At 51.6% G+C, this 19,321-nt stretch carries 20 protein-coding genes and 2 riboswitches; of the genes, 9 read left to right on the top strand and 11 right to left on the bottom strand.

Features of this window, described 5'->3' with window-relative positions:
* Positions 1-11: 11 nt before the first annotated feature.
* Together motB and motA are read right to left on the bottom strand one after the other, a co-directional pair.
* Complete coding sequence (gene motB, locus ACQ76X_RS32550; RefSeq protein WP_438497919.1) at positions 12-827, bottom strand: flagellar motor protein MotB; 816 nt, start codon at positions 825-827, stop codon at positions 12-14.
* On the bottom strand, positions 811-1,611 hold the full coding sequence (gene motA / locus ACQ76X_RS32555) for a flagellar motor stator protein MotA (RefSeq protein ID WP_438497921.1): 801 nt from the start codon (positions 1,609-1,611) through the stop codon (positions 811-813). The genes motB and motA overlap by 17 nt, the downstream gene beginning before the upstream one ends.
* 204 nt (positions 1,612-1,815) lie before the next feature.
* Between motA and ACQ76X_RS32560 the strand changes: the two genes are divergently transcribed.
* The gene (locus ACQ76X_RS32560) at positions 1,816-2,109 is read left to right on the top strand and encodes a hypothetical protein (protein WP_038584505.1); all 294 of its coding nucleotides are present in this window, start codon (positions 1,816-1,818) and stop codon (positions 2,107-2,109) included.
* 235 nt (positions 2,110-2,344) lie between these two features.
* On the top strand, positions 2,345-2,632 hold the full coding sequence (locus ACQ76X_RS32565) for a 4a-hydroxytetrahydrobiopterin dehydratase (protein WP_038584508.1): 288 nt from the start codon (positions 2,345-2,347) through the stop codon (positions 2,630-2,632).
* Positions 2,633-2,736: 104 nt separating this feature from the next.
* On the opposite strand, the gene ACQ76X_RS32570 is transcribed toward ACQ76X_RS32565, so the two are convergent.
* The 6 genes from ACQ76X_RS32570 to ACQ76X_RS32595 form a co-directional block, all read right to left on the bottom strand.
* A complete protein-coding gene (locus ACQ76X_RS32570) occupies positions 2,737-3,093 on the bottom strand; it encodes a c-type cytochrome (RefSeq protein ID WP_038598290.1) in 357 nt (118 codons plus the stop codon).
* A 106-nt stretch (positions 3,094-3,199) separates the two neighbouring features.
* Positions 3,200-3,706, bottom strand: coding sequence for a GNAT family N-acetyltransferase (locus tag ACQ76X_RS32575; RefSeq protein WP_438497922.1), 507 nt, complete (start codon positions 3,704-3,706; stop codon positions 3,200-3,202).
* A gap of 233 nt (positions 3,707-3,939) precedes the next feature.
* Positions 3,940-4,431, bottom strand: coding sequence for a C40 family peptidase (locus tag ACQ76X_RS32580; protein ID WP_076114083.1), 492 nt, complete (start codon positions 4,429-4,431; stop codon positions 3,940-3,942).
* A gap of 5 nt (positions 4,432-4,436) precedes the next feature.
* Positions 4,437-4,579, bottom strand: a riboswitch (cyclic di-AMP (ydaO/yuaA leader).
* A gap of 385 nt (positions 4,580-4,964) precedes the next feature.
* On the bottom strand, positions 4,965-5,393 hold the full coding sequence (locus ACQ76X_RS32585; RefSeq protein ID WP_438497947.1) for a C40 family peptidase: 429 nt from the start codon (positions 5,391-5,393) through the stop codon (positions 4,965-4,967).
* A 57-nt stretch (positions 5,394-5,450) separates the two neighbouring features.
* A riboswitch (cyclic di-AMP (ydaO/yuaA leader) is annotated at positions 5,451-5,589 on the bottom strand.
* A 220-nt stretch (positions 5,590-5,809) separates the two neighbouring features.
* Positions 5,810-6,640: a hypothetical protein gene (locus tag ACQ76X_RS32590; protein ID WP_438497924.1), complete on the bottom strand. Its 831-nt coding sequence runs from the start codon at positions 6,638-6,640 to the stop codon at positions 5,810-5,812.
* An 11-nt stretch (positions 6,641-6,651) separates the two neighbouring features.
* Positions 6,652-8,679 carry a M1 family metallopeptidase gene (locus tag ACQ76X_RS32595; protein WP_438497926.1) on the bottom strand — a complete coding sequence of 676 codons (2,028 nt, stop codon included), beginning with the start codon at positions 8,677-8,679 and terminating at the stop codon, positions 6,652-6,654.
* A gap of 104 nt (positions 8,680-8,783) precedes the next feature.
* Between ACQ76X_RS32595 and ACQ76X_RS32600 the strand changes: the two genes are divergently transcribed.
* Positions 8,784-9,290, top strand: coding sequence for a YwhD family protein (locus ACQ76X_RS32600; protein ID WP_438497927.1), 507 nt, complete (start codon positions 8,784-8,786; stop codon positions 9,288-9,290).
* 115 nt (positions 9,291-9,405) lie between these two features.
* On the opposite strand, the gene ACQ76X_RS32605 is transcribed toward ACQ76X_RS32600, so the two are convergent.
* From ACQ76X_RS32605 to ACQ76X_RS32615, 3 genes are all read right to left on the bottom strand, one after another.
* Positions 9,406-9,876, bottom strand: a complete 471-nt coding sequence (locus ACQ76X_RS32605) for an AbrB/MazE/SpoVT family DNA-binding domain-containing protein (RefSeq protein ID WP_438497928.1) — start codon at positions 9,874-9,876, stop codon at positions 9,406-9,408.
* Between the two features lie 217 nt (positions 9,877-10,093).
* Complete coding sequence (locus tag ACQ76X_RS32610) at positions 10,094-10,774, bottom strand: DNA-3-methyladenine glycosylase (protein WP_438497930.1); 681 nt, start codon at positions 10,772-10,774, stop codon at positions 10,094-10,096.
* A gap of 103 nt (positions 10,775-10,877) precedes the next feature.
* Positions 10,878-12,947 carry a transglycosylase domain-containing protein gene (locus ACQ76X_RS32615; protein WP_438497932.1) on the bottom strand — a complete coding sequence of 690 codons (2,070 nt, stop codon included), beginning with the start codon at positions 12,945-12,947 and terminating at the stop codon, positions 10,878-10,880.
* Between the two features lie 270 nt (positions 12,948-13,217).
* On the opposite strand from ACQ76X_RS32615, the gene ACQ76X_RS32620 reads away from it, so the two are divergent.
* The 6 genes from ACQ76X_RS32620 (at position 13,218) to argS (ending at position 19,114) form a co-directional block, all read left to right on the top strand.
* Positions 13,218-14,396 carry a WD40/YVTN/BNR-like repeat-containing protein gene (locus ACQ76X_RS32620; protein ID WP_438497933.1) on the top strand — a complete coding sequence of 393 codons (1,179 nt, stop codon included), beginning with the start codon at positions 13,218-13,220 and terminating at the stop codon, positions 14,394-14,396.
* Positions 14,397-14,607: 211 nt separating this feature from the next.
* The gene (locus ACQ76X_RS32625; protein ID WP_438497935.1) at positions 14,608-15,465 is read left to right on the top strand and encodes a carbon-nitrogen hydrolase family protein; all 858 of its coding nucleotides are present in this window, start codon (positions 14,608-14,610) and stop codon (positions 15,463-15,465) included.
* 15 nt (positions 15,466-15,480) lie between these two features.
* Positions 15,481-16,158: a GNAT family N-acetyltransferase gene (locus ACQ76X_RS32630; RefSeq protein WP_438497936.1), complete on the top strand. Its 678-nt coding sequence runs from the start codon at positions 15,481-15,483 to the stop codon at positions 16,156-16,158.
* A 42-nt stretch (positions 16,159-16,200) separates the two neighbouring features.
* Entirely contained in the window at positions 16,201-16,872 is a 672-nt protein-coding gene (locus ACQ76X_RS32635; RefSeq protein ID WP_438497937.1) for a GNAT family N-acetyltransferase, read from the top strand.
* A gap of 116 nt (positions 16,873-16,988) precedes the next feature.
* On the top strand, positions 16,989-17,432 hold the full coding sequence (locus ACQ76X_RS32640) for a DUF1934 domain-containing protein (protein ID WP_038584542.1): 444 nt from the start codon (positions 16,989-16,991) through the stop codon (positions 17,430-17,432).
* A complete protein-coding gene (argS, locus tag ACQ76X_RS32645; RefSeq protein ID WP_438497939.1) occupies positions 17,429-19,114 on the top strand; it encodes an arginine--tRNA ligase in 1,686 nt (561 codons plus the stop codon). Before ACQ76X_RS32640 ends, argS begins: the two co-directional genes overlap by 4 nt.
* The last annotated feature ends 207 nt before the right edge of the window (positions 19,115-19,321 follow it).

A 19,321-nucleotide genomic window follows, 5' to 3' on the forward strand; every position in this document is an offset into this window, starting at 1 on the left:
CTGAGTGCCTATTATTGGTTAGGGAGGGTGACGCCCTTTGGTTCAGTGACTTCTTGATATTTGCGCAGAATAGAAACTTCCACGCGGCGGTTCTTGGCCCGTCCGGCAGATGTGTCATTGGGGGCGATTGGATGGTATTCCCCGTATCCGATAGGACTGAATTTAACGGGATTCAGATTCGGATTCAGCAGCAGGATTTTCATGAAATGCAGTGCACGGTCTACGCTGAGGTCCCAGTTGGATGAATAGCTGTTATTGGAAATCGGAATATTATCCGTATGCCCTTGTACAAGGACGTCATAATCAGGAAATTGCTGCAGCATGTTCGAGATTGATTTGGCAAGCTGGCGGGAATCATCCTTTACGTCAGCCTGTCCTGAAGCAAACAGGGCGTTGTCGCTGATGGTAATCATCAATTGCGATTGATTCAGCTTGGTACTGAGCAAATCGGTCAGCCCGTTCTTTTCAATATATTGATCAAACTGCTTCTTTAGTTTCTCCAGATCCTCTTGCTCTTTCGCCCGCAGCTTGGCCATGTCGGATTCGCCGGTATTCTTATCAATAACACTGTTCATTTTATCTTGCTTACCCTGATCAAGCTGGGTATTTGTCGGGGCATCGGAACGATATTCCAGAACACCGCCACCACCGCTGAGCGCAGAGCTGAAGGCATCAGCCATGTCTTCAAATTTCTTGGCGTCTGTAGCACTCATGGCATACATAACGAGGAACAGCGCCACCAGAAGCGTCATCAGGTCGGAATAGGGTAATAGCCAGGACTCATCGGCATGCTCTTCGTGTTCTTCATGTCTAGTCTTTTTGCTCACTTGAGCCGCCTCCCTTTTCGATTAGCTTGACGCGTTCAGAAGGTGTTAGGAAGACGGAAAGCTTCTGATTGATAGCGATTGTCGATACTCCGGATTGAATAGAGAGCAGACCTTCTACCATCATCAGCCGAATTTCAATTTCACGCTTGGAAATTCTTTTGAGCTTGTTGGCCATGGGATGCCACATTACATAACCGGTGAAAATACCGAGCAATGTAGCAATAAAGGCTCCGGCAATTGCGTGGGCCAGAACGTCCATATCGCTCATATCCGCCAGAGCGGCAATCAGCCCGATAACGGCACCCAATACCCCTAGGGTAGGAGCGTACATCCCCGCTTGTGAGAAGATCAGGGCTCCGGCTTTATGTCGATCTTCTGTAGCATGAATATCTTCCATTAAGACATCGCGGACAAATTCCTGGTCGTTGCCGTCGATAATCATCCGCATACCGTTACGGAGGAAGTTGTCTTCGATCTCATCGACCTTGGACTCCAGCGCCAACAGACCTTCGCGCCGGGTAATGGAAGCCCATTCCATGAACATTGTAATCAGTTCAGCTTTGCTGACCAACTTTTTCTTAATAAAGAGGATCTTGAACAGCCTGGGTACATTCTTGACCTCCGACATGGGAAAGGCCACAAAGATTGAGGCAGCCGTACCAAGAAAGATAATGACATAAGCTGCCGGATTTTCCAAGCTGGTAAGCGGGGCATGTTTGAGCATCATTCCCCAGACAACTGCGATGAGACCAAATACTAAGCCTAGTAATGTTGAAATTTCCATTTATGCACCTCGTCCATGAGAATTAAGAAGTGATCCGTTCAGACCGCATATTTCATCCTTGAACAGCGGCGGGACACCCTGCACGTAACCAAATCACGTATATTCTTATTTATCGTCAGCATTCCGTTTTTTGTGAAGTCATTTTTTCGGCTATAATGATAAGGTAAGTTATTATTCATCTGTGAAGAAAACGGAGTGATACACGTGGGTGTGAAACATGGCAGAGATTACAGCGAGATTCTTAGTGATTTGACGGAAGCAGTCGGACGTATTTCTGATGGGTATGTGTTTTTTGAGATGGAGCCGGATGAATGGCAGGAACTGCCGCAGGAATCCAAGCTGGAGGTATGGGAAGCGCTCGCAGAGGATCTATTCTACGCGCTGGGCAACGAGCCTGTTATTCAGGTAGGCAGTGGTGTGGTTATCTATGACAAGGAGACGCACCGTATCAATATTTTGCTGGGCGAAGAGGATTTGGCCTCGGTTGTACTCGTTTAGAGCAGCAGAACAGCAGAGTAACGGGAGGCCGGTTTGCCCCCTGTCTGCGGCCCGTGGTAAAATTGAAGATGCCGAGTACTATTTGCCGGGATCTTAGAATACATTAAACCGAAAAAAAGCCTTCATCCTGGCGCATCCCTTGGACTTTACCGAAGCTGAGGGATGTTTTGTTTAAAGGATATGGGGAGCTGGGCTGTACGGACTTTACGGCTAACTTAGTAAGGGAGGAAACAAATTGCATTTTACGGAGGAAGAGCTGCGTGAGCAGGTAAGTAAGCTGGAGGGCTGGAAGCTGGAGCCGAATATGATGGTGCGCAAATATATGTTTAATGAATATATGAAGGGTATCGCCTTTGTGGATGAGGTGGCTGCGATCTCGGAAGCCTTCGATCATCATCCGCATATCACAATTGATTACAAAACGGTGATTCTGCGCTTGTCCGCAAAAGAAGAGAGCGGGCTTGCCGCGCTAGAGTTCCGCCAGGCGCATGAATTTAACGAAGCTTTCGATAAAACGCGTTAGGCGCAGGAGAAACCGACCTATCATAGGAATGGATATAAAAAATGCCCGTGCAAGGATGCTCTGAATATCCTTTGTACGGGCATTCTGTATTTTTGAGGTCAGGTTTATTTCTTCTCTGCAAGCCACATGGCGACATTCGCAATCTCTTCGGGAGCGAGCTTATCCTTGAAAGACGGCATTTGGCCGCGTCCCTTCGTAACAATGGTGTAGATTTCTTCTGCGTTATGCTGGCCGCCTTCCTGCTGCAGACTAGGGCCTAGACCGCCCTGTAGCTGATCACCGTGGCAGGTAATGCAGCTTGCCTGTACAATCGCTTCGGCGCTTGCGGCATCCAGTGTGACTTGCGGCATCGTCGGGTTATTTTCTTCGGCGACCTCTGCTTTGCCGGGTAATGTGAACAAGAGCACTACCGCAAAGGCACAGGCTGCGAAAAACAAACCGCCCATGATCCATTTCTGCATCTTCATCCGTCCCCTCCATGTAAGCTGCTTCCTACATTATATAGGATGGTGAAGCGTTATCATAGCATTTGTGTCAAAAAAGTGGACGATTTCAACACTAAAATTTTCAATTTAATGGAACGTTATGTTGTTTATCATAGACCATGCAATAAAATGGCTTATTTCCGGTTGGAGTAAGGCGTTCATAAGTATCCGTGATCGTGAAGCCGCATTTTTGGTATGTTCGGATCGCCCGCTGGTTCCAGGTCAATACTTCCAAATCAATCTCCCGCTCGGGATAACGCTTCAGTGCGGCCTGAACGATGGCTTCCATGAAAATGTGGCCAAGACCGTGTCCGCAAAGTTCGGGGCGCATTCCAATACCCAGCCTGACCACACCCTCCATCGGAAACAACTGCGCAAAGCCGCAAAGGATGCCTTGCTCGTTGACCACGGAAACATACTGGTCTCTGCGTAGCTCTGGATCGCCAAATTCAATGCCAAGCGCCTCCATTTGGGACCAAGGCATCCATTCGTAAATATTATAAGGCGTTTTGTAATTCCATGCGGCGATGTCTTCGGCATGACTGATCTCCATGGGAACCACATGGAATGTAACGGGGGAGCTAATCATAAGGCCAACGACCTCCTTTCATGGGGAGCAACAGCACTAGCTATACCTAATTATATCCATAACTGGCCTGATTCGACTCAGAAATTTTCTGAAATATTTTATGAAATGGAGGAAATTTGGGGAGATTTATGTTTTGCGGATATTGAGAGGGGTAAGTAATTTTATAGACAAAAAAAACAGGCCCCCTCCAGATTTCGGCAAAAATCATGGAAGAGAGCCCATTTTACGACAACTTATTGTACATCATCATTGTCTTGGGAATCAGAAGTAACGGATTGGTAAGCATCTGTACTCATGATCCGTTTGGCGCCAACGTAGCGGTTGACGTAGTAGCTGTCACTCATCGTGCTGATGGTTACACCACGGGAGGATGAAGCATGTGCGAATTTGCCCTCACCGACATAAACGCCGACATGGGATACACCTTTACCGCTTGTATTATAAAATACAAGATCTCCCGCTCTCAGATCGTCCCGGGAAATGGCAGTACCCATTTGGTATTGGGAACCGGATTGGTGTGGCAGATTGATACCGATCTTATCAAAAACGTACATTGTAAATCCGGAGCAATCAAAGCCGTTGGTCGATACACCGCCGGATACGTATTTACTTCCGATGGCCTTGTCGATGACTTTATCCATTTTGGAATCCGCGAAAGCGCTTCCTGCTCCGATGGTAAGCATAATGGAAAAGCTTAGTACTGCTGCTGCTAGCTTCTTCTTCAAAAGTGAATACCCCTTCCAAATGCCTACGAGGTTAGCTTAAGGGTTCGGTTGAAGGTCCCCTATGACCCCTCTGTGAATAGGAGGTCAATTCACCCAAAATCGGTTCCCCCGTTTCCCTAATGGTTAGGGAACTCGGCACGACTGTTGATTAGGATTAGCTTGTTAACCAATACATGACAAAACCTTTGTAAAACCCGATCGAATAATTACAAAAATGTTACTAAAAACTCACTGCGATAATTGTAACAAAGACTTCGCCACTTGGCAATCACTTAAAACATATTAATGCATAATATTTGCACTTTTTAAGAGTTATTTTTGCTTTTAAGGTCTTATCTTTACGCGCTGAGTAAGCTTTATCTTAGATTTGTTGGGATTTTTAGTAAAAAGGTGTTTCACAGACCTCAAATACGTGTTAAAGGTAGAATAAGGAAGATAAAAAGGAAAAACCCGGAAATGATTACGGCAATAATCAGTTTCCGGATTTCTATAAGTTACAATTATTTATTGGAGGATGAAATGCCTGAGGGATGTCAATCGTAAGCGATAGCTTTGTAAGCTGTTGTGCTCATTACTCGTTTGGCTCCAACGTAGCGGTTGGCCCAGTAGGATTGACTCATTGAACTGATAGTTACACCACGGGATGAAGAGGATTGGGCGAATTTTCCGTTGCCGACATAAATGCCGACATGGGAGACTCCATTGCCAAGGGTATTGAAGAATACCAGGTCGCCGGAACGGAGGTTATTCCGTGATACGGCGGTTCCAACGCTGAATTGTGCTTTGGAAGTGCGGGGCAAGGTAAGGCCAACATTCTTAAATACATATTTGGTGAATCCAGAACAATCAAAGCCGGCAGTGCTTATGCCTCCGGTTTTATACGTCGTTCCCAGTGTTTTTGTAATAACAGTATCCATTCTGGAGTCGGCGAAAGCGCTCCCTGCTCCAAGTGTGAGCACCATCACCAGCCCTAATGCTGCTGCGGTGCATTTCTTCTTAAAATTATGACTTCTCAAAAGATGTACTCCTTCCAAGGCCTGCGAGGTTAGCTTAAGGATTCGGTAGAAGGTTCCCCTATGACCCCTCTAAAGCGAGATCAATTCACCCAAAATATGGTTCCCCCACTTCCCGGTGCCGGGAATTTGGCGTTTTATGCACCGAAACAGTGACGTATCGACAAGGTTAAATGCTTAAAGGCACATTCATTTGCTTCAAATTAGTTTCAAAAGATTACAAAGTTGTTACTACTGGTACAGGCATCATTGTACCAGAGGATTTACAGTTTTGCAAATACCCTAAATCACGTTGTAACCAAAAGAAGAGTCCCGCCCTTTATCTGGGGCAGTGACTCTTCTATTATGCCAAGGGACTGGCGTAATTATTGTGGAAATGTTTTGCTGCACCAAAGGTGGTACTGCCCCGCTATGCTCCACATTTTGAACAGCGTTGAGGGAAGCGGTGAAAATTGCCGGAACAGCAGTGCGGGCAGACCTGGACAGAAGAGTGCGGTCACTCCGGAGAGCAGCAGCAGGAGCAGTCCGCCGGCGCCGAACAGTGCAGATATACAGGTGGAAGGGAGGATTACCCTCAGGCCAACCAGCAAGGAAGAGAACATGCCTGTTCCTCCGGTGTAGCCAAACTGCATGTACAGCAGCAGAATGCGGATCAGGTAGAAGTACAGGAGCCAGGCCAGAACATAAGGAACCAGTCGCAGCAGCAGGGTATAATCGAGAATACCGCTGAGGAGAAGCCCGTACATTTTGGGGAGAAGCCAATACAGCGGCGCTGCGGCCAGAAGCCATTCGGCTAGACTGAACAGCAGTACGGGGAGTCCGTGAAGCTTCATTCCGGGAAAAAAGAACATTCCCCGCTCCCCTTTGCGCTCCTGGTGCAGCTCATGCAGCAGCCCTGCACGGATAAAGGGGGAGCATAGCAGCCGTAGCGCTGACAGGGCCAGCAGCAGCCAGAGCCAGCGCAGCACCCCGGGATCTGTGCCCAGTGCAGTCTGTCCTTCGATATAATACAGCAATCTGCCTATTCCGCTGCCGCCGGCGTGTGTATCGGGATAACGGAGCAGCACCGGGATGAGGGCTGACCTGACGAATCTGTACAGGAAATAGCCCCAAAGCAGCCGATAGATAAAAAGCAGGATCAGAATATAAAATTGCTCTTTCATGCTGTACCAGCCGCGGGTTATCGATCTTTTCACAATCCTTCACCTCACCAGACAAGAGTTCCGAGCAGGGTTTCAAGCAGCTTCGTTGCACTAAGTGTCCAGCGGGAGAGCGTCTTTCGCTCCAGCTCCGCCAGTCTAAAATTGTTGAGATGCTTACTCTCCAGCAGAATGGAGTGCTCCGGATCAATCTCTGCGGACAAAAGAGGCGCTTTGTAGGCTAGCTGAAAGGTGGTTTCCTTCTCTTTCCCATTCCAAAATTGCTGGACGGTATAGCCATCCAGGAAGGTGAACTTTATGAGGACGTCACCATACTGATTTCCTTTATTGCTGACCGCTACTGAACTTTCGTAACGGGCATTGTCATCGCCGCCCTCTTTTTTAGGGTCAGAGGTTTTAATATGATCAATGGAAAAATCCGGAGAACCGCCGCTGTATACATATTGGTCGAAGTAGGCTTGCCAGGATTTTTTGGTCACCTTCTCCACGATTTTCTGGAAGTCGGCGGTAGAAGGATGCCGGAAGCGGAACTTACGGGTATAGGCTGCCATTATGGCATCCATCGTCTTGGTTCCAACCTGCTGTTCGATATCCTTCAGCACCAGCTTGCCGCGGATGTACACATTCCGGGCATAGGAATCGGCAGGAGTGTATTTCCAGGTTTCCAGGTCAAGCGGCTGGGAGGATGTCACCAGGCTGGCCTGCAGGACATGATTGGATGATACCCCATACTCCTGCTCCATCAGCCTGTCTTCGGCGTAGGAAGTGAAGCTTTCGTCCAGCCAGGCCTCCTCGAATTCATTGCTGGCCAGCATCCCGTAGAAATATTGATGGCCGATCTCATGAATGACGGTGCGCTCCAAAGAGGTGCCTGGAGAAGCCTCGGCCGCGCCAAAAGCAGTAACCAGCGTGGGATATTCCATCCCGCCGGCGCCGTTGCCCTCTTTGGGAGGTACGACGATGGATAATGTAGAGTAAGGATAAGGTCCGTACCATTTGCTGAAGTTGGTCAGGGCGGCCTTCGCTGCCTGGAAATAACGCTCCTGCAGATGTTTATGCAGCGGGTCCAGATAAAGCTTGATTCTCACACCCGGTACACGGTCTGTAGAGAAGGCCTCCTCGGCCACCACAAAGTCCGGGGAAGCAGCCCAGGCGAAGTCATGCACATCATCCGCATAAAATTGGTACACCTTCTGATCCTGCTTCAGCTTGGCGCTCTTGACCGGGAACCCGCTTGCGCCAACGATATAATTGGGGGGGACGGAGATGGTTACATTGTAGATACCGAAATCGCTGTAAAATTCGGATGTCCCGTGATATTGGTGCAGATTCCAGCCTTCCTCTTGTACACCCCGGGTACCGGCAGGTTCATAGACGCTCAGTTTGGGAAACCATTGCCCGGCCATCACGAAATTGCCGGCGGAACCCATGCGGGCGAATATTTTGGGCAGCTTAACTTCAAACTGGACTTTAAGCGTAACACTCTCCCCTCCGTTAACCGGTTGCGGGAGATGCACCTTTACGAGTGTCTTGTCATTGACATTGCCATCATCAGGCTGCACGTATTGCAGCCGCTGCATGAGCGAGACTCCCTCCGTAGTCCGGAGGTCGGTCAGGGTCATACTGCCAAATCCGTTCGCTGGCATGGCATCACCCCGGAGTTCGCCTCCAGATTCTTTCATAAACGTTGTGTCTTCAGAAGCAAATGCGTTTGGATAGAGATGAAAGTAGAGTTCTTGTACCGGTTTTAGGCCCGGGTGAGTCCAGGTCACCGTCTCTGAGGCTCTTAGAGAGGTGGTGTCCGGCAGCAGCTGCACGTCGATATGATACTCCACTACCCGCTGGCTTAACGCCTCCGAGACCGGAAGGGGAGTGCTCTCGGGAAGAACGGGCTGCACGGCTTTGGGCTTAGGCAGGGCAGCGGGGGACTTGGCCTCTTTTTGAACAGCAGCAGTTAGAACGGCAGGGCTGTGCTCTGCACCATACCCTGAAAGGCCCCCTATTCCCACTCCCAGCAGGGTGAGGGCGGACAGGGCCGCAAAGACGATAACGTACCTTAATGACAGTGGCTTCATACTGTGATTCCTCCCGTGACAAGCATCTACGGGATGTATATGTTTGCATTCGCCGCATTATTAGCTAAAATTAAATTATTAGTGAAAGGGAAGGATGTGCACTTGTGGATAACATACAACCGGAGGGCAAGAAACAGATTGCCTTAAATATTGTGAATGCCAAGAGCAAACATAAAGGCTTCGGCGCAGGCTCCATTGATTTGAACAATGTATCGCCCGTTATTATTGACGGCGGTGAAGCAGTTATCGATATCGGTGCCATGCATGCCAAGAGTAAGGTAGAGAAGGGGATTAAGTTCTCCATGAACCGCGAGGATGTGCCGGCAGGCAGACAGGTCTGGGTTGTATGGGTAGCCGTAGACCGTACGGCGGAGGGCCAGTTCTTCGGGGGCATTACCGCTTGCGAGATGTGGATTGATACAGAGGCACGGCGCGGCTGGAAAATTCTTGCCGATCATGTGAACAAGCTGGATGCTGCCCTGAAGCGGAAGATCATTCTGGAGGGGCTCGGTACAGTGGAGAGAGCGGCGCTTAAATCGCTGCTGATTTCTCATAATGAAGCTTGGTGGAATGCCTCTCCGGAAGAGCTGAAAGCGGCGCTGTCGGAATAGGAGATGTCCCCCGCAACATACTTTGTTTCAAGCTAAAAGGCTTGGCCCTCCCGAAACGGGAAAGGCCAAGCCTTTTGAATGCTCATGAGGGATGAATCAAGATGTTTGTGTTCTTTTATCTGCCTGCTGCATTGATCTTGCGCTTTAGCTGGCTGACTCTGGCCTGGCTGATGCCAAGAACCTCGGCAAGCTCCTTCTGGTTGGCATACGGATGGTCCGCGATGGCCTTCTCGAGACGCTGGCTCATTTCCTCTGTCTTTGTTCTCCGGCCGCCACGCAGTAATGCAGTGTTGTCTTCAACGGGACTTGCTGGCTGTTCTGCCACATCGGAAACCAGCCCGGGATCTCCCAGCTCTTTGAGGCAGCTGTTGCAAATAAACTGATCTTTAAAGTAAGTCACATGGTCGAGGCTTCTGCAAAAGGTGCATTCCGTAGAGGTGTACTTTCTGAGCACAATAATCTCTTCATTCAGAATGAAAAACTCGATAGGATCTCCAATGTCAATATTACGTGTCATGCGGATTTCTACGGGAACCACAATTCTACCAAGACTGTCTAAACTCCGGATCATGCCTGTATCTTTCATCTCATGTCCCTCATTTGCATCTTTATATTTTTGTGTGGATATCTATGATTATAACAGTAATTGTAAGTTAAGAGAACGGGGAAAGCGCATTCATTTATAGAGATTTGGCGATTAAAGAGATGAAAAGCCTCTGCCTGCGGAGGTCCGCTAGCAGAGGCTGATTAGGGTTCATTATTTTTTACCCAATTCCGGGATACCGAAACAGGGCGGGAAATCTTTAAACTCTGAAAGAGCTGGCCTGCTTATCATTTACCGAAACGTAAGGATTGTTCCTGAGATAGAAACGCCAGGGCAGCTCCGCATATTCTTCAGCATAGGGAATATTGATGCGGGGAGCCTGTACAATATCAAGAGTTTCGGGGCTTGCGCCCTGCTCCAGCCAGAGCGGCCTGCCCGGTACGTCCAGGCGGATTTCATTCAGGCTTTTGTCGATCCGCAGCGCCCGGCAGAGCTTGCCCGGACCGCCCGACAGGTCGGCCGGCTTCTTGACGGCTATGCCCCGGTAAGATACCATCCGCTCCGCATCGGCGGGAGTGAGCGGCTCCACCGCGCGGATCAATACCGCATGCGGATTGTCTTGCGCGGCCGTTACCACATTGAGGCAGTGGTACATACCATATATGAGATATACATAGGCGGTGCCGCCGGAGCTGAACATTACTTCGGTTCTGGCGGTGCGGCGGCCCCCATAAGCATGGCTGCCTTTGTCTTCAGCGCCTCCGTAGCTTTCCGTTTCCACGATGCGGCAGCGTATATCCCCGTCTTCCGTGCGCCGGACCAGATGCTGGCCAAGAAGAAGCGGCGCGGCCCTAAGCGCTGTATGCGCATAGATCTCCGGGGACAGAAGTGGAGAAGAAGGGAACGGTTCCCTGCCGCTGGCAGCGTTATTCGCATTCATAGATTGATGGCACCTCTCCCTGGCGAAGCAGGGTTTAAAGCCTGTGCTTCTGCCGTTTATTGGTCCCATCGTAGCGCAGACGGGGCAATGGCTGCAACAAGGATCAGTTCATCCACCAGCGTTTAATGTCGCTCCACAAGGAATGTTCATCCTTGGCAGGGACTGCGTTGTCCTTTGATCCGCCGGATGGAGCGGTGTCTTCGCCTGCACCATGCTGGTCACAATATTCCGTAGGTTCTGTACCGCTGATGAAGGTTTCCAGCTCCTTCTCGGGGCAGGCGGCTGTGGCCAGCTTGCCGGATTGCGGGTTAATGTACACGCTGACTACGCCGTCGGGAATCGGAAAAGTTTTTGGCGGGACGTTTGCCAGCGCTTTTTCCGTGAACTCGGCAAAAATTGGCGCAGCCCGCCTTCCGTCAGATGTGGCGATTTCACGTCCTTTATCATAGCCTACCCAGACTGCGGTAGACAGCTCGGGGGTGAAGCCGACCATCCAGCCGTCGGTGTCAGTGGTGCCGGTCTTGCCGGCCACGGGACGTTTGATAACGGAGGCAACACGATTTCCCGTTCCGCCGCTCTCGAATACACCTTCCATCAGACGGGTCAGCACATAGGCCGCTGCCGGCTCGACAACCTTTTGCCCCTGGCCCTGCGGAGCCTCATAGAGCAGATTGCCTTTGGAGTCAGTAATCTTGAGGATAGCCGTCACAGGCAGCTTAACCCCTCCGCCGCCAATCACCGCGAAGGCCGAGGCCATCTCCAGCGGACTGACCGGCGAGGTGCCGAGCGCTAGTGAGGGTACGCTTTGCAGCGGACTGCCAATACCCATATTAGCGGCCATTTCGGCGACCTTATCCGCCCCTACCTTCATAATGGTATTCACGGCATAAATGTTGTCAGAGGCGGCAATCGCCTGACGCATATTGATCTCTCCAAGATATTTGTCGCCAAAGTTGCGGGGCTGATAGGTTTTGCGGTTATTGTCGTAATGGAACAGCGTCGGCTGGCTGTTAAAGACAGACAGTCCGGTCATCGTCTTGGACGAGAGTGCGGTCAAATACATGATTGGCTTAAAGGAAGATCCCGGCTGGCGCGTTGTGGCCAAGGCATGGTTAAACGGGTTGGTGCGGTAATTTGTGCCTCCGACCATCGCTTTGATATAACCGGTGCGGGGGTCGATGGAGACAAGGGCGGTCTCCAGCTCACTGCTGCCGTCCATTCCTTTATCGACAGCATCCTCTGCCGCCTGCTGCATATCGGAATCAAGAGTGGTATAGACTTTCAGCCCGCCCTGGTCCAGCTCATCGCTGCTGATGTGGAGGGTGTCGATGACAAGACTGCGCACATAGTCGCGAAAATAAGGTGCGGCTACAGTGGTGTCCTTCTGACCCTGAGGCTTGAATTTCAAGCCTTCCCGGGCTGCCGTCTTGGCCTCCGCATCGGTAATATCGCCTACATTGGCCATCGCGGATAAAATGATGCCCTGCCGCTTCTTGGCATTCTCCATATGCGTATACGGCGAATAGTAGGTCGGGCCCTTGGGAATCCCGGCAAGCATGGCGCTTTCGGCCAGATCCAAATCCGCCGCAGCTTTGCCGAAATACATTCGTGCAGCCGCTTCAATGCCGTAGGCTCCATGTCCGTAATAGATTTCATTTAAATACATGTTCAGGATTTCGTCTTTGCTAAACTTCATCTCAAGCTGCATCGTATATAAAGCTTCCTTCGCCTTACGGGTCCAGGTCTTCTCATGGGTCAGGTAGAGATTGCGCGCAAGCTGCTGAGTCAGGGTGCTGGCCCCCTGCGTGCGTTCGCCCGCCTCCAGATTGACGAGTACAGCCCGGGCCATACCTTTTAGATCAAAGCCGGAGTGGTCGTAGAACTTACGGTCCTCCACGGCCAGTGTTGCCTGTATGAGCAGGGGAGAAATCTCTTCCAGCTTTACAGGGTCCCGGCTGCGCCCATCGTTGGTGAAGGTGGCCAGCACATTGCCCCGGGAATCGAGCAGCTTGGAGCGGATATCATCTCCGATCGGAGGAAGGTCTTTCTGATATAGATAGCCGATCAATGCCCCGGAAGCGAGCAGCAACAGTACGGTCATGACGGCCAGCAGCCGGAACAGCCCGCGGAAGCGGTGTTTTTTTGCCTTGGGTTTATCAGAATCGCGCGGCATGGCATCAGGCTCCTTCTTTATAAATATCTAAATTATAGGAAACGACAGCTGTATTCTTTTTTCCTCATTAATTTTCATTATGGGGAAGGATGGGATCAGATATTCAGGAGACCTGTACTTTGCATCAAAAGAGACAAGAGGGAGCCGTTTGAAGACGGTGACCAAATTGTCTTCTTTTTGTGATTTTCTCTGGTGGATCGAGCAGCGGCGGGGGAGTATAACAGAGTAGTGTCTACTGAAAAGGGTATATATCTTACAGGAGGTGTTCTCATGAATTGGACCCATAAAATACACCATACGGCCTTAACGCTCCTCTCGGCGGGCCTTTTGGCGCTTTCCGGCTGGGGAGCATCCGCTTCACCGGCGCAGGCAGCGTCAGCACCGGCACCTGCCTGCGGCAGCGGCGATCACGGATTGTTGCAGGAACTGCAGGCGAAACTGAGCAGCACCCAAAGCGCACCGCCCAGCTTTAACGATCTCCAGTTTCTGAGCGAAGATACAGGCCGGGCAGCAGGAAACGGCTTTATGATCGGCACGTCGGATGGCGGCTGTCACTTTCAGGAGATCTACAAGGGACAATGGAACTTCCGCCAAATGGATTTCCCGGACAACGTCAAAGGTTGGGCGCTGGCTTCAGTTCAAGATGGATCACCGGTCTATCTGATTACAACCTCTGACGGAGGCTCTACCTGGAAGAGACTTTTGGACAAGGCGGTAACTTTTGAGCGAATCGATTTTACAGACAGAATGCACGGGTTTGGGTACAACCGGACTTCTACCTACTACACTGCAGACGGCGGCCTTAGCTGGAGCAAGATCTCAACACCAGCCAACACGAGCGGCGCAGAGTTCAGCAGCCGCAGTAACGGTTGGGCAGTTGTAACTGCACCGGGTTCCGGCTACCGGATCATGAAGACTACGGATGGCGGCTCCACTTGGAAGCTTAGCCTGAAGTCCGCCTTTGCCTATCCTGAATCAGGACGAATCTATGCGAAGGGTGATCAAGTATACGCCTTGCTATACGGGGGGAGCGGCATGTCGCAGACCTCTTATTCACTGTATGCCAGCGGTAATAGGGGCAATAGCTGGCGCAGAGTAATTGCCGAGGATTCGGCTGGTGGCGGACCTGCGCCGGGCAGCGGCGCCGAGCTGCTCAAGACAGGACCTGCTTCCGGCAAACCGGGCAACATGCAGCTGGTCGGCAACAGCACCGCTTTTCTGTTCGGCTTCTCTCCGGCGGGAGAGAAGGCAGCCGTTGGCAGGACCTATAACAGCGGCAAGCAGTGGTCGAATCAGCCGGCCATTCCTGGGGTTGACGGTATGATTTCTTTTACCGGCAGCAAAGCGGGCTGGATGGCCATGAAAGGCGTCAATAGTTCCTCTCTGTACGCTACGGAAGACGGCGGTACCACCTGGAAGCTGAAATTGACTTTTAAAGGAACAGAATAATTATCCGGCAGCGGGACCGCTTGGTCCTGCATTGATGGCGGCTCCTCTGGGGGCCGCTTTTTGCATTGCGAACATCTAGTTACTACCCCGGGAAAGTGTGTTTTTTTCGCCGGTATGGTAAAATTTTATGTACTTTCTAAGGAAGGCGGCCGGCGTGTGAAAGGGTTGCTTATCCAAACAATCTTGAATAACCATTAGGAGGACTTCCAATATGGCTTTTCGCGTATCTGCTGTGCAATATCATCTGCATACGATCTCTTCATTTGAGGAGTTTTCCGCTCAATGCGAGCACTACATAAAGACAGCGGAGGAGTATAGCGCCGACTTCATCCTGTTTCCCGAATTTTTGACGACGCAGCTAATGTCCATAGGTGATGAACAAGGTAACGCCCTGGGAATTAACGACCTGCCGCAGTTTACCGACCGCTACCGGGAAATGTTCTCTGGTTATGCCCGGAAGTACGATGTACATATTATTGGCGGAACCCACGTACTGCGCAGAAATGGCAAGCTGTACAATGTGGCGCATCTCTTTTATCCGGATGGAAGAATTGCCGAGCAGGCCAAGCTGCACATTACACCTGCAGAAGTCGAAGGCTGGAATATGGGGGCGGGAGAAGGGCTGGAGGTATTCCAGACCGATAAAGGCACCATCGCTATGCTGACCTGCTATGACATTGAATTTCCGGAAATTGTGCGCATGGCCAGAGCCAAAGGTGCAGACGTGATTTTCTGTCCATCCTGTACGGATGACCGCCATGGATTCCACCGGGTAAGATATACGAGCCACGCCCGCGCGATTGAGAATCAGATCTATGTGGTGCTGACGGGGACCGTAGGCTCCTTGCCGACTGTCGACCTGATGCGAGCCAATTTCGGCCAGGCAGCAGTCATTACGCCGAATGATATTCCTTTTCCGCCGCAAGGTCTGCTCGCCGAAGGTGAAATTAATGACGATATGATCATTACCGCCGATCTGGATCTGGAGCTGCTGTACAGTGTGCGCGAGAAAGGTTCTGTAACGACGTGGCGGGACCGCAGGACAGACCTCTACACAGACTGGAAGTAAGGAGTGGAGCACGGTATGTACTACAAAACCTTTTATGCTTTTGACGAAAAAATCCCGGTGCCTGCGGTTATCCGCCAGTATACCGAAGACGATTTTGCCGAGCTGATCACCATTCAGTCCGAAGCATTTCCGCCGCCTTATCCTGCTGAATTATGGTGGAACCGGGAGCAGCTGCTGAATCATGTGACGCTTTTTCCGGAAGGCGCGCTCGCTGTGGAAGTGAACGGGGAACTGGCTGGCTCGGTGACAGGGCTGAAAATTAATTTTGAGCCGGAGGGTGAAGGGCTTCATCATACGTGGTCGGAGGTTACAGCAGACGGTTATATTACCACGCATCAGCCGGATGGAAATACGCTGTATATCGCCGATTTATGCGTACGTCCCAAATACCGCAAGCTGGGACTGGGCAAGGAACTGGTGCAGTCACTGTATCACGTTGTGGTGGAGCAGAAGCTGGAGCGGCTACTGGGAGCGGGAAGAATGCCCGGCTATCATCTGCAAGCTTCCCGGATCCCGGCGGAGAAGTATCTGGCCGAAGTGGTCGCCGGCACTCTAGCTGATCCTGTGATCACCTTCCTGCTGCGCTGCGGGCGGACGCCGGTCGGGGTCGTAGCCGATTATCTGGACGATGAAGAATCGGGCAATTTCGCTGCATTGATGGAATGGCGCAACCCCTTTGTTTCACGTGTATGAAGTCGCAGTGAATTCATAACCGGATGGAGGAGGAAATGGAATATGGAATATATAAGAATCACCGATATTGGGGACCCGTTGTTCAGACAAGTGCATCAATTGCTGGCAGAGGTGTTTCCGCCGGAGGAAGTGCTGGAATACAGCTTGTGGAAAGCGCCGCTTGAAGATTCCGGGATTCGCGTATTTGCCGCCGTCCATGACGGAGCTGTGGTGGGCACAACGGAATACCGTTATTATCCGGACTGGAATGTGGCAATGACCGACTTCACCATCATTGGCCGGGAGGGTCTGGGGATCGGGCGTTTTCTGGCCCGGAACCGGCTGGAAGACCTGAATAAGCTTGCTGCGGATAGCGGCAAAATGCTGTATGGTATGTTCGCAGAAATCTACGATCCTTACCGGGCTGAGCATCATGAGTTTGGAGGCGTTAAGCCAATGGATCCGTTTGTACGCCGTGAGGTGCTGTCGCACTTAGGCTATAAACGTCTTGATTTTCCTTATGTACATCCCTCATGGATGGGCGACGGGGAAGCGGTAACCGGACTGGATCTTTGTTTCATGCCCGCAGCTGAGGAGCAGGACCGGCTGGATGCATCTTTGGTTGCCGATTTCCTGACCCGCTATTATGCTGTGCTGGAGGATAAGCCTGAGGCCTGGCTGTCCATGGTGGAAGGTCTGCGTGCCCAGGATAAGCTTGAACTGCTGCCGCTTTAATTATTCCTCATGGCGAATTAGCCATTGAATTGCTCTCTTGAACTGGATATAGTGTACAATGGGAAAGCGAATATGACTTTGATTAAATATAAGAAAGAATAAGCGAGGAACACGTGATGGCTGAAGTACAGTCCGACAAATACGGTGTTTCCGTGACACTGGAAAGCCTGCAGGACGGGCAGCGAAATGTTGTAAAAGCAGCCGGAGAAGTTACTGCCAGAGGGCCGCAGCTATATATCCGTTATGAAGAGTCCAGTCAGGGCCCGCAGGGCGAGGCTGTTTCCGTCCGCACCACCATAAAGATTTCAGACAGCGAGCTGAAGCTGATCCGTCACGGCGGAATCCAGTCCGAGCAGTCTTTTGCGCCGGGGCGCCGCCTGCCGGGATTCTACCGTTCCCCTTACACACAGTTCAATCTCTCTACAGAAACGCGGAAGCTGGACATGGTCCGGAACGGGCGGTCGCTGACGGTTTCATGGGAATATGACCTGTACGTTTACGAGGAGTTATCAGGACAGTTCGCGATCAGTTTGCATATACAGGAGGAACCACAATCATGACACAAAGTTCAAATCCGCTTCAGCTTGCCAATGAACGGGTGAAAGAAGCCATCGCCGATGCAGTTGTTGCCGCAGGCCTGGTGACCAGAGAAGAGCTTCCTGCTATCGTGCTGGAAGTGCCGAAGGACAAAGCGCATGGCGATTTGGCGACCAACGCCGCGATGCAGCTTACCAAGATTGCGAAGCGCAATCCGCGCCAGATCGCCGAGGCGATTATTGAGCACCTGGACACAGGTCGTGCTTCTATTGAAAAAGCAGAAATTGCCGGACCGGGATTCATCAACTTTACTTTGTCCAAAAGCTACCTTTATCCGGTAATCGCTCTTGCCCACGAGCAGGGTGACAACTACGGCCGCATAGATGTTGGCCAAGGGCAGAAGGTTGAAGTGGAATTCGTCAGCGCGAATCCTACCGGCAGCCTGCATCTGGGGCATGCCCGCGGCGCTGCTGTCGGCGACGCACTCTGCAACGTGCTGGATTATGCCGGCTACAAAGTAACCCGTGAGTACTATATCAACGACGCCGGCAACCAGGTGGCCAATCTGTGCAAGTCGATTGAGACCCGCTACCTGCAGGAGCTGGGCCAGCCGGCCGAAATGCCGGAGGACGGCTACCATGGCGAAGACATCAAGGGATTCGCCAAAGAGCTTGTGGCTGAGAAGGGGGATTCCCTGCTTGCGATGACTCCGGGGGACCGTGCCGCTTTCTTCCGCACTTACGGCCTGGCCAAAGAGCTGGACAAAATCAAACGCGACCTCGGCCGCTTCCGCGTCAACTTCGACATCTGGTTCAGCGAAACCTCGCTGTATGAGAATGGACAGGTGCTGCGTTCACTCGATGAGCTGCGCGACCGCGGAGAGGTATATGAGCTGGACGGGGCAACCTGGCTGCAGACGACCAAATACGGCGACGACAAGGACCGCGTACTGATCAAGAACGACGGAACCTATACCTATCTCACGCCAGATATTGCTTACCACAGCGATAAATATAGCCGCGGCTACGATAAAATGATCAATATCTGGGGCGCTGACCATCACGGCTACATTCCGCGGATGAAGGCGGCGATGTCGGCCCTTGGCAACGATTCGGAGAAGCTTGTGGTGCTGATTGCCCAAATGGTCAGTCTGTTCCAGAACGGCGAAAAGGTCAAAATGTCGAAACGTACCGGCAAAGCGGTTACGATGGAAGACTTGATGGAAGAAGTCGGCCTCGACGCGATCCGTTATTTCTTCACGATGCGCAGCATGGATTCGCATCTGGACTTCGATATGGACCTGGCAATTTCCACGTCCAATGAAAATCCGGTATTCTACGTTCAATACGCGCATGCGCGGATCTGCAGCATTTTCCGCCAGGCGGAAGAGCAGGGCATCACATTGCCGGATTACGCCGATATCGATTATACGAAGCTGACGGCAGCTCATGAATATGACCTGCTCCGCAAAATCGGCGAATTACCGGCGGAGATTGCCATTGCTGCCGAAGGTTATGCACCGCACCGCCTGATCCGCTATGTCTACGATCTGGCTGCGCTGTTCCACAGCTATTACAAAGCCGAGCGCGTGATCACCGAGGATGCCGCACAGACCGTAGCCCGTCTCGCCCTGCTGGGCGCTGCGCGCACGACGATTGCCAACGTGCTGCGCCTTGTCGGTGTTACTGCGCCTGACCGCATGTAGCTGCAGCTTGCGCCAGCAAACTTAAAAGCTCCGCCTTCCGGTGAAAGGAAGGCGGAGCTTTTGGCGTGAGGCAGCACCGGCGCCGCCGGGTCCTGCCTTGAATAACGCCGGACCGGGAACCGCCCGCAATCTGGGCGGCCCCCGGTCCGGGCTGGTTGCAGGCCCCCGTGCCGGAGGGGCCTGCTGCTGGGCGCCGCCGCAGAGCGC

Origin of the sequence: Paenibacillus sp. IHBB 3054 (genome assembly GCF_051594305.1) — a bacterium.
Lineage (GTDB): Bacteria > Bacillota > Bacilli > Paenibacillales > Paenibacillaceae > Paenibacillus_AQ.